This window comes from Marinomonas sp. BSi20584 (genome assembly GCF_002792415.1).
Lineage (GTDB): Bacteria > Pseudomonadota > Gammaproteobacteria > Pseudomonadales > Marinomonadaceae > Marinomonas > Marinomonas polaris.
The window spans coordinates 1-10,053 of sequence record NZ_KZ454910.1 but is presented as its reverse complement, the minus strand read 5'-3'; the positions used below and the strand labels follow the sequence as shown (position 1 = coordinate 10,053).

Genomic DNA, 10,053 nt, shown 5'->3' with positions numbered 1-10,053 from the left:
AAGCCGAGTGGGAGTCAGGACGCTGGCAAGGGGAGTTGTTAACGTCATGACGTTTTAAGGCGAAATTTTATTGTCTTGGGTTAATTCAGCAAAAACTTGTTTAGTGATTTTGTTGAAAGTCTGATAGGCGAATTGTTCCTTTAATGAGTTTGAGCACATGATGTATATATTTCTTTCAATAGGCATAACATCTTCTAAATTGATTTCTTTTACCGTGTAAGCGTCTTTAATCACAGAGACGGGGAAATGAGGTAAAGCAGCGAGATATCGACCGGTAGACAGCATTTTCATGATCATAATGGCATCATTTCTAAAGATAACTTTTGTTCTTGTGCTATGGATACCATAGGAGGTAAACATCTCTGTTGTTTGTTTTTCGAAATACGATGCAATACCTAGGCTAAGCCAATCAAGTCCGGCAAAATCTTCAATTTGAAGGTTTTTTTTGTTTGCGAGAGGGTGGCTTTCTCCACAAAAAATGCCAATTCTATCTTCGATGATGAGTTCACGATGGAGGTTTTCAGTGATTTTATCTGAAGGCTGCGGAGCAATAATAATATCGAATTGATCATCCATTAGACCTTCTAAGGCGATAGAAGGATTAAGACAAGTAACGGTCATTGCAATATCAGGTTGTTCAGCCAACATTCTTTCAATAATGACCGGTAATATCTCCATCGCAAGTAATGAACCTGTTGCAATGCGCAAATTGTGTTTGATGCCTAACTTATATCGAGAGACTTGTTCTTTTGCTGAGCTAAGCCTGCGGGTAATAGCTCGACCTTCTCTCGCCAAAGATTCACCAATAGGAGTGCTTGAAACACCAAAACGACTTCTTGTAAATAACTGAGCTCCAGCCTGCATTTCAAGGGTTGCCATGGCTCTCGTAAGAGTGGGTTGAGCAATGTTTAAATGCTCTGAAGCAGCAGTAATAGAGCCTTTTTCTAGAATGACGGATAGATAAATTAGATGTTTTGATTCCATGTATTTTGGACCTATTAAGGCTTTCTAATTATTATTTTCTTGGTGATCTGGAAAACTAGCACATTCATTGAAAATGCGCGCGCTACAATGACGACACTTTTCTTTATTGATATGTTCTAGAATCCCTATGATAGCGTCTTTTGTATTCTTAGTTAGGTAGGTTGATAGAAAAGATTTGAATACAGGCATGGATCTAATCTCATCTAAGACGGTGCCTTTTAGGGAGCATATCCTGACATAGCCACCTAATTTTTCAATTCGTGATATTTCGGATTCAAGTAAATGAACACCTGAAGCATCCATAAAATTGATGCCTTTGGCAACAATGATAAGGTGCTTTGCCCCATCCTTAGTCAGTTTGCTGATTTCTTTTTGCACATAATCCACAGAACCAAAATACAGTGATCCATCTATACGGATTATTTTTATTTGTGGACACACTTCTAATGAATATCGATGAATGTTCCGAATGATTCTGTTTTCTGTATCCTGTATGGGAGCTACTTCAATAATTCTAGGTCTTGATGTTCTGCGCAGGTAAAAACCAATGGACAAAATAATGCCAACATAGATAGCAAGCTCTAATTGTATAAACAGCGTTGAAAGAAAAGTGCCAGATAGAATAATGGCTTCTGCGTAGCTGAGTTTTAGAGTCTCTATGATTTCTTTTCTATTAATTAAGTTCCAAGCAATTAAAAGTACGCTGCCGGCCATAGCTGGAAGCGGTAAATAGGCCGTGGCTGAGGGGAAAAAGGCAATAACGATGGCAACAATAATAGCCGCATATACAGCGGATAAAGGGCTAACTGCTCCAGCGTCGTAATTGGCACCGGAACGGGTGAATGAGCCAGAGCTCGGATAACAGGAGAAAAAACCACCGACTAAATTCGACATTCCTTGTCCAACAAATTCCTGATTGCCATCAATAATCTGTTTTGATCGGATTGAAATGGCACGAGCAATAGATACGGCTTCAATTAATCCAAGTAATGCCACTGCAAAAGCACCTGAAAATAAGCTATGCAAACTGCTAGATGAAAGATTAGGTAGGGACAGCTGCGGCAAGGTTCCAGGCATACTTTGTACCATGGCAACCCCATGAGCTTGGCCATCCACCAATAGGCAGGTAATACTGCCAAATACCATACCTATTAATAAATTAGGAAGTTTTTTATTAATAAGCTTGATAAGCAGTGAGGTGATTAAAGTGACGATTCCAATTACTAATGCATAGGTATTCAGCTGACCAAGGTGTTCTATTAGTGCGCTCAGTTCATTGATAAAGGATAAATTTGATGGCAGTTTGACACCTATAAAATGCTTTATTTGGCTGGCGGCAATTAGAATAGCTGCGCCAGTTGTAAAGCCAATAATTACGGTATGAGAAATAAAATTGACCAAAGCTCCAAGTCGAAGAGCGCCTAAAGAAAACTGTATCAGACCTGTTAAAAACGAAAGAGTCACCACGATTGTCATTTGCTCTGCGACGGATGAGTAGCCTATTTGCTGCACTACAGAGGCGACAACAATAGATAAAGCTGCAGTAGGTCCTGAGATCATATGAAACGAGCTACCAAATAAAGCAGCAACCGATGCTGAAACAATGGCTGTATATAAGCCAACTTCAGGAGGTAATCCCGCAATATAAGCGTATGCAACGCCTTGAGGTAGAACTAATACTGCGCCAGTTATTCCTGCCACTAGATCTTTTTTAAACATTAAGGGCGTTTGTTGTTGTGCCCAAGAAAAGAAAGGAAATAAGACCGACAAGATGGTTTGAAGCATGATGATTCCATTACGAGTGAAAGGAGACGCCTTTAGTTAGCAAGTATTTTGGATGAATATCAGATGTCCGTTTTTCTAAATGATAAAACAGAAGCTTTTAATCTTGTAATGCTAAATAAGACATCCAATCAATCATTAATGAATAGATTATCGATTTTAGTATTCATTAATGATTGATTAATCTCTCAAAATGGCATTTTACGGATACAAAAATTAGGGGTAGATTGTTTCCATAGCTAGACAAAAAAAATAATATCGAGCCGGAGAACAATAAAATGTATAACCCTAAAAAACTTCTAAAAAACGGATTGTGTGCTGTTAGTGTCGTATTCGCTAGCTCCTTTATGGCTTCTTTTACACACGCTGAACAAATCGGAATGGAATCAGCAACGCCAAATAGTCTTCTTGGAATGTTTCCTCAAGCCATGGCACCTTACTGGTCTAAGCAAGGCGTTGATATTCAATTATCTCTGAATCAGACACTAACAAAATCGCTTTTGAAAATTGGACAGGGGAGTTTGGACTCGGCCGTTATTCCACCTTTAGCTTTTACAGCTATGCAAAAGGGAGTTGGTCCTTACGCAAAGATGGCTGATAAAGCGAAGGCTTTGTCTGAAAATGTACGTGGCTTGTTTACGCTACCTGGTAGTTATTATCACGCCATTACTCGCGCTGATTCTGGTATTAATACTTGGGCAGATGCAAGAGGTAAGCGAGTGTATATAGGACCGCCAGCTGGTGCGGCTAACTCGCAAATTATTAGTCTAGCTGCGGCAGGCGGACTTGCCGAAGGCGATTATGAGGCGATCAAGGCACCTTGGGGGGCCGCTGCACAAAGTTATCAGGATGGACAATTTGATGTGTTTGTCGGTACTTTTAGTTTAGGTTCGCAATCGCTTGCAGAGCTCAGTCTCTCGAATGATATTCGTCTGCTTGGTGTTCCAGGAGAGAAAATGATTCCGCCTAAAGGCCTAGGGATGCAGGCAGCCGAAATTCCAGCAAATACTTATCCAGGTCAGGTAAATACGACATCGGTTTTGACTTGGCAGACGATAATGATGATGGCTGTGAAAAAAGACCTTTCTGATGATATTGCTTACACGTTGACAAAGCAGTTTGTTGAGAACCGTTTGGCTTTGGCAAAATCAAATTCCCTTTTTAATGATCTACTAACGACCGATTATTTTGTCGGCGTTAATGCGCCTCTTCACCCAGGGGCTGTGCGTTATTATCGAGAAGCAGGAATTGCTATTCCAGAAGAGTTATTGCCTCCTCAGTCGTAATAGTTTTTAGATATTCTTTTTATACCATTTTTCATTAAACAAAGAGCTTGCTCTTTGTTTAAGGGAGCTTTTTATGCTTTTTTCTTCTCGTCTTTTACTGAGACTTGTTTCAGCGGTCATTGTCATATTGAGTTTAATGATATGTTTATATGGCTTAGCGAATGTGATGCCTGCCATTGGTGATCTGCGTATAGGGCCATTTCCGCTGGTTTTTTTTAGAGCGACATTTTTTGCTTTATGCGTTGTCACCATTGCTTTTTCAATGATGGAAAGTTATCTGCTTGGAAAAACCAATATTTTAGTGGCCGCTATTAGCACGGTATTCATGTTTGGCTTGCTGTGGTGTTGTTGGTCATTTTACCAGATTAGTAGTGCGCTAGATGATGGCATGTTCTTATTTGGTTCTAGCGAAATGTGGATTGCGGTCTTAGCGTCAGCCGGCGCATTGTTTTTTTGTTGGCGCATATGGGGTGTTCCTGTTGCTTTACTTGGCGTTATCGGGATTTTGTACATGGCAACTGGGCAATATTGGCCAGGACCTCTGCAAACCGTTAGTCATGATGTGAATGAAACATTGGCGCAAAATCTTCTATACAGCTTAGACACCGGTATTTTAGGTAGTACCTTTGCTATCGTAATTACAACAGTATTTCCCTTCATCATTCTTGGCGCATTATTGGAGGGTGTTGGAGCGGGTGACTCCATGATTCGTATTGCCTTTCATTGGATGAGAAAAACGGCAGGTGGCCCTGCTCATGCTGCTGTGTTGTCTTCAGCCTTGTTTGGGACGGTTTCTGGTAGTGCTGTAGGTAACGTGGTGGGCACTGGCGTTATCACAATTCCTATGATTAAGCGCAGGGGCTTTTCTGCCAATTTCGCTGGAGCAGTGGAAGCATCTGCTTCTACCGGTGGGCAAATCATGCCACCTATCATGGGCGCTGCGGCCTTGGTGATGGCGGACTTTGTTGGCGTCAACTATATGACCGTTATTATTGCTGTTTTGGTGCCATCCATTGCGTATTACGCGAGTCTATTCGCTATGATTGTCTTTGAATCCCGTCGTCTAGATATTAAAGCCGATGATGAGTTCGAAGGCGTTGATAAACCCAATAAGCAAGATTATTTAAACCTGTTACTGATTTTTATCCCTCTCTTTATTATTGTGGCTTTGCTGCTGTATGGGTTATCACCATCAGGCGCTTCTATAGCCGCGTTGGCTTGTTTATTTCCGCTAAGTTTTATCAATCCGGATATTAGAGCGAAACCCATTAAACTGATAAGTAGTCTTTCTGTAGGTGGAAGAACATTTGCTGGTTTACTAATGGCCATTGCCGCGGTGAGTATTGTTATTTCGGCTTTGTCAGCCACGGGAGTTCCAGTCAAGTTTAGTGTGTTGCTGTCTAGTATTGTGTCTAATTCATTGCTAGTTTCGTTATTGATTGCCGCACTTTGTTGCATTGTACTTGGCATGGGTATGCCAACCTTGCCGGCTTACGTCACTGTTGCAACGATCGCCATTCCTGCTATGGAACAGCTAGGGCTGGCACCACTTACAGCGCATATGTTCGTCTTCTTTATTGCAGTAGGGTCGGCGATTACGCCTCCTGTTGCTATTGCCGCTTTCGCCGCTGCCAGTATTGCAAAAGGGGGGCCTATTGGTACCTCGGTGCAAGCCTCCAAAGTCGGAATAATGATCTTCATTATTCCATTTACCTTTGCTTTTAACCCTTTATTACTCACCGTCGCTGACTCTGGCGTTAATTTCGAGCTCATTCCTTGGTTATGGTTATTAGTAAAATTAGCGGTTGGAATTCTTTTAATGGCGACAGCGTTAACTGGCTTTCATGCCCACAAGTTACGCTTTTATGAAGTCGCGGCGCGTTTAGTCGCAGCAGTTCTATTATTTGCACCAGGTCTTCTGTGGGATCAGATAGGTATTTCAATGGCCATCTTTTTATGGGGTTGGCATTTAAGACACGAATTAAAAATATCGCAGCGTTTTAAGGGAGCAAAATAATGACGAATATTATATACATTGTCGCAGATGATCTTGGTTATGCAGATTTAGGGTGCTACGGCGGGCGTGAGGCTCAGTTTGGTAAGGTATCACCAAATATAGATAAATTGGCAGAGGAGGGGATGATCTTTTTAGAAGGGTATGCCAATTCCCCAGTTTGCTCACCAACACGTTTTGCTTTAATGACCATGGCTTATCAGTATCGCCTGCGCGGTGCATTGGAAGAACCAATAAACAGTAAGAGCATAGGGAGTTCTACTTTAGGGCTACCTCCGCATATTCCTACCTTGCCATCTCAGCTTAAAAAAGCAGGTTACTATACGGGGTTAATGGGTAAATGGCATCTTGGCTATCCACCCCATTTTGGTCCACGCTCTTCAGGCTACGATGAATTCTTTGGCATTATGGCGGGCGGTGTTGATTATTTTTCTCATAAAAGTGGTCATGGCGATCATGACTTATGGATTAACGAAGAAGAGCATAAAGAAATAGGCTATCTGACAGATCTTATTTCAGAACACTCTCTAGAGTTTATCAATCGTAGAGTGGAAGAAAGTCCTGAGCAGCCATTCTTCTTGAGTATTCACTACACGGCGCCTCATTGGCCATGGGAAACCCGAGATGATGCGCATTTAGCGGATAATCTTTCAACCTTATTTCACCTAGAAGGGGGTAACATCCATACTTATAGAAAAATGATTCATCACATGGATGAAGGTATTGGACGTATTATGGAAACCCTGGAAAAACATGGTATTGCCGATGACACGTTAATCGTCTTTACCAGTGATAATGGTGGAGAACGTTTTTCTGATAACTGGCCTTTGGTGGGTGGCAAAATGGACTTAACTGAAGGCGGTATTCGAGTGCCTTGGGTGGTGCGTTGGCCTGGTGTCGTCGAAAAAGGCAGTGTTAGTATGCAGCATTGTATGACAATGGATTGGTCGCGAACCTTACTTGAAGCGGGCAATGGTCAGTTTGATCCAAATTACCCCGTGGATGGTGTGTCCTTAATGCCAGTATTAAAAGGTGAAACAAAACGATTCGAGCGTCCTTTATATTGGCGCATGAATCATCGTAGTCAGCGGGCTTTGCGTATCGATGATTGGAAATATCTTAAAGTGGATGAGCATGAATATCTGTTTAACGTGACGGATGATGCTCGTGAACGAGCAAATTTAGCAAAACGACACCCAGACAGGCTTGCCAGTATGAGACAGCAATGGCTCGACTGGAATGCCACGATACCTGCAATACCGGATGATGCCACTGTGAGTCTTGGTTATAGTGTTGCAGATATGCCACAAAGGTAAAGTGTAAAAAAACCAGCTTGTTAGAAGTAGAGCTGGTTTTATTTTTTTAAGATAATTAGATTTTTTATTGTTTTTAATTATGGAATTTAAATAAAGGTCATAAGTGTTTTTATGGCATTCGATTTGATATTTCTTGTGCAGCTTCTTTGAGCTGAAAAAGAATTTCATTTTCTAATTTAATCCTTTTTACGCTTTCTGAAGACCAAGCCAAAGAAAGGCAACCTATCAATTTTTGATCATGTTTTTTAATGGGTACTGCAATTGCTTCTATGAGTAAGCCATTACCATTTTGATGATTATAGTAAGACGATTGGCGGATGCCATAACCTAGTGTTCTAGTGTTATTAATCATCTGGTTTAGCCATTCAGCATCTTGAGCAAGTTTTCCTTCTTTGCTTTTTAATTGCTTAAGTTTTTTAATTATATCTAACCTTTCTTCTTCTTCGCAAAATGCTAAATAACAACGACCAATTCCTGAATATAAAAATTCAGGACGGCATTGAGATAATTTAGTGGTAAGGAAAGAGTGTCTATCGCGTGTTGTTTCTACCAATTTCATTCTATCTCCATCTCTTATGCTAATATCTGATGGTAAATTTAGTTTATAATAAAGGCTTTCTAGTATTGGGTTTGCCGCTTCAGCTAAACGAGCTTCTTGAGATTTAGGTAAGATGTCCTCTAGTGTTGAAGAGGAAACACTGTATCTATTCTCGCTGAGCGATTTTATTACCCAGCCATTAATAATTAATGTTTTTAGAATTCTCAGTAAAGTGGCCTTGTTTATATTTGTACAGTTCTTAAGCTCAGAAAGTGTAAGTGCTTGAGGCGCTTTTTTTAGCGTTTCTAATACATGTATTGCCCTAGTAACAGAATCTATTGATTTTACCATGATGTTAACCTTCAAAAGCATAGAGACTTTATGCAATTTTATTATAGTTAGGTTTATGGATGGTGATTTTTATATTTTATCTAATGATAATGTTTTAAAGACAGGAATGGATATTCAAAAAAGAGGATATGTAAAATTTTTTGATATAAAAACGCCCAAGTAAAAGGGGATTAATACTTGAGCATTTTTATAAAAGAGAAAAGCTTAGGGAATTAGTAACTTAAGTTTACACCTAGCGCTACATTGTCTGGTGTTATGTCATAGTTCGCGGCTTCAGCCCAGAGAGAAATGCTTTTTCCGATTTTCTTTTTGATTTGAAAAACTGTTCCTTTGTTGTCATTTGAATCTATATCAGAGTCTTTTTTGTAATAAGCAGCAGTAACTGAGTAGGAGTCGTCTATGTAGTAACGGGCAGCTATACCAAGTGTATTGTAATCGCCTGCAGAGCCAAATGTATCTGTATTTACTTCATAGGTTGTGCCTAAATCTACTTTGTTAAACTTATAACCCGCTGTAATAGCCGAGCGCTTGTAATCTTTTGTAGCACCAGTCAAAGTTTTACTAGAAATAACAAGTCCCGCTCCAAAATTAAATCCGCCTTCATTATAGATGGTACGAAATGATTTTACGTCAATATCGTTGTTGTTATTTTCACTGACAGACAGTGCAGCAGCGACGAATTTAAATCCGTAAAACTTAGGGGATGACCATGCAACAGTATCACTTCCTTCAGATGCTTGCCCAAATAAGGTATTCCCTGATGGTGTTGTTTTTCCTGAGTGGGCTTCATTATATTCAAAATAATCTACATTAGAATATAAGTCTCTATATTGTCCACTTGTTGATCTTGGTGCCAATATTAAAGTACCGTATGAAGTAGGAAAAATCATGCTTGCCTCTTTTACATGAATATCTGCTTCACCATCGGTACCGCCTGTATCTCTACTATTTATCGCATTAGATAGATCTACTTTTAAATTATAAATCACGTTGAAATCATTGGATTTTACAGTGCCATTTATTCCTACTTCTGTTTCAAATGCTTCAGGGTCGAAATCTTTTTTCTCTACATTTAGAACTCCGAAGCTGGTAAAAAATGTGAAATTAGGCTCATTGATGACGACGTCAGAATTATCTGCTGCAGAGGCTACTTGAAACAACATGAATGGTGTGGATAGCGCAATTGCTATTAAATTTCGTGATTTTTTTATCATGTAAGATACCTTTTTTAATAATTATTTTTTGAACATATTGAGGGTATCAAAAGTACTTTAATTCAAAATGATGCGTTTCACCTAGTGAAACACTTTATTGATTTTGTTAATTTTTAGAGGGTTGTTTAAGGTGGATTTATTAAGGGGGTGAGAGTTAAATTAATTTTATGTGAATGATTTTTATTAATTTTTTGGTGTTTATTTAGGGGGGGATGTCTAAATTGATTTTCATTTAAATTTTCTATAGAAATATTTTTTTTTGTTGTGCCTGGATAATTGAATCCATCAGAAAAGTTGGAGAAATTGAGTATATTTTAAATATTATAGATGATATTTGTGAATGATCTAATCTAAATAAGCTATATCTAGAGCATTTTGTTAGCGATGAACGAGCAAAGGCTTGATTGGAACATGACCGTGTCCGATATATTTGTATGGTGGGGTAAAAAGTAAGAGTTGCTGTGTGTTTTTAACGTGCTATTAATGCCTGCTGAGCTAGCTGCTTGAAATTGGTAATGCAGTCTCCGATCATAAGGCGCGAGATGTTTGTGTGTCAACTGCTGCAGAT

At 39.5% G+C, this 10,053-nt stretch carries 7 protein-coding genes; 3 read left to right on the top strand and 4 right to left on the bottom strand.

Annotated features, from left to right (window positions below; genetic code table 11):
- Nucleotides 1-54 precede the first annotated feature (54 nt).
- Together TY87_RS22135 and TY87_RS22130 are read right to left on the bottom strand one after the other, a co-directional pair.
- Nucleotides 55-984 carry a LysR family transcriptional regulator gene (locus TY87_RS22135; protein WP_100188729.1) on the bottom strand — a complete coding sequence of 310 codons (930 nt, stop codon included), beginning with the start codon at nucleotides 982-984 and terminating at the stop codon, nucleotides 55-57.
- Nucleotides 985-1,008: 24 nt separating this feature from the next.
- A complete protein-coding gene (locus TY87_RS22130; RefSeq protein ID WP_100188728.1) occupies nucleotides 1,009-2,769 on the bottom strand; it encodes a SulP family inorganic anion transporter in 1,761 nt (586 codons plus the stop codon).
- A 275-nt stretch (nucleotides 2,770-3,044) separates the two neighbouring features.
- Here TY87_RS22130 and TY87_RS22125 point away from each other — a divergent pair, with 275 nt between their 5' ends.
- From TY87_RS22125 to TY87_RS22115, 3 genes are all read left to right on the top strand, one after another.
- A complete protein-coding gene (locus TY87_RS22125) occupies nucleotides 3,045-4,052 on the top strand; it encodes a TAXI family TRAP transporter solute-binding subunit (RefSeq protein ID WP_100188727.1) in 1,008 nt (335 codons plus the stop codon).
- Between the two features lie 73 nt (nucleotides 4,053-4,125).
- Nucleotides 4,126-6,069, top strand: a complete 1,944-nt coding sequence (locus tag TY87_RS22120; protein ID WP_100188726.1) for a TRAP transporter permease — start codon at nucleotides 4,126-4,128, stop codon at nucleotides 6,067-6,069.
- Nucleotides 6,069-7,382 carry a sulfatase-like hydrolase/transferase gene (locus TY87_RS22115; RefSeq protein WP_100188725.1) on the top strand — a complete coding sequence of 438 codons (1,314 nt, stop codon included), beginning with the start codon at nucleotides 6,069-6,071 and terminating at the stop codon, nucleotides 7,380-7,382. Before TY87_RS22120 ends, TY87_RS22115 begins: the two co-directional genes overlap by 1 nt.
- Before the next feature lie 109 nt (nucleotides 7,383-7,491).
- Here the strand turns inward: TY87_RS22115 and TY87_RS22110 are convergent, their stop codons facing one another.
- Both TY87_RS22110 and TY87_RS22105 read right to left on the bottom strand, forming a co-directional pair.
- On the bottom strand, nucleotides 7,492-8,271 hold the full coding sequence (locus tag TY87_RS22110) for an IclR family transcriptional regulator domain-containing protein (protein WP_198432172.1): 780 nt from the start codon (nucleotides 8,269-8,271) through the stop codon (nucleotides 7,492-7,494).
- A 212-nt stretch (nucleotides 8,272-8,483) separates the two neighbouring features.
- Nucleotides 8,484-9,485, bottom strand: coding sequence for a porin (locus TY87_RS22105; RefSeq protein WP_100188723.1), 1,002 nt, complete (start codon nucleotides 9,483-9,485; stop codon nucleotides 8,484-8,486).
- Nucleotides 9,486-10,053: the final 568 nt, after the last annotated feature.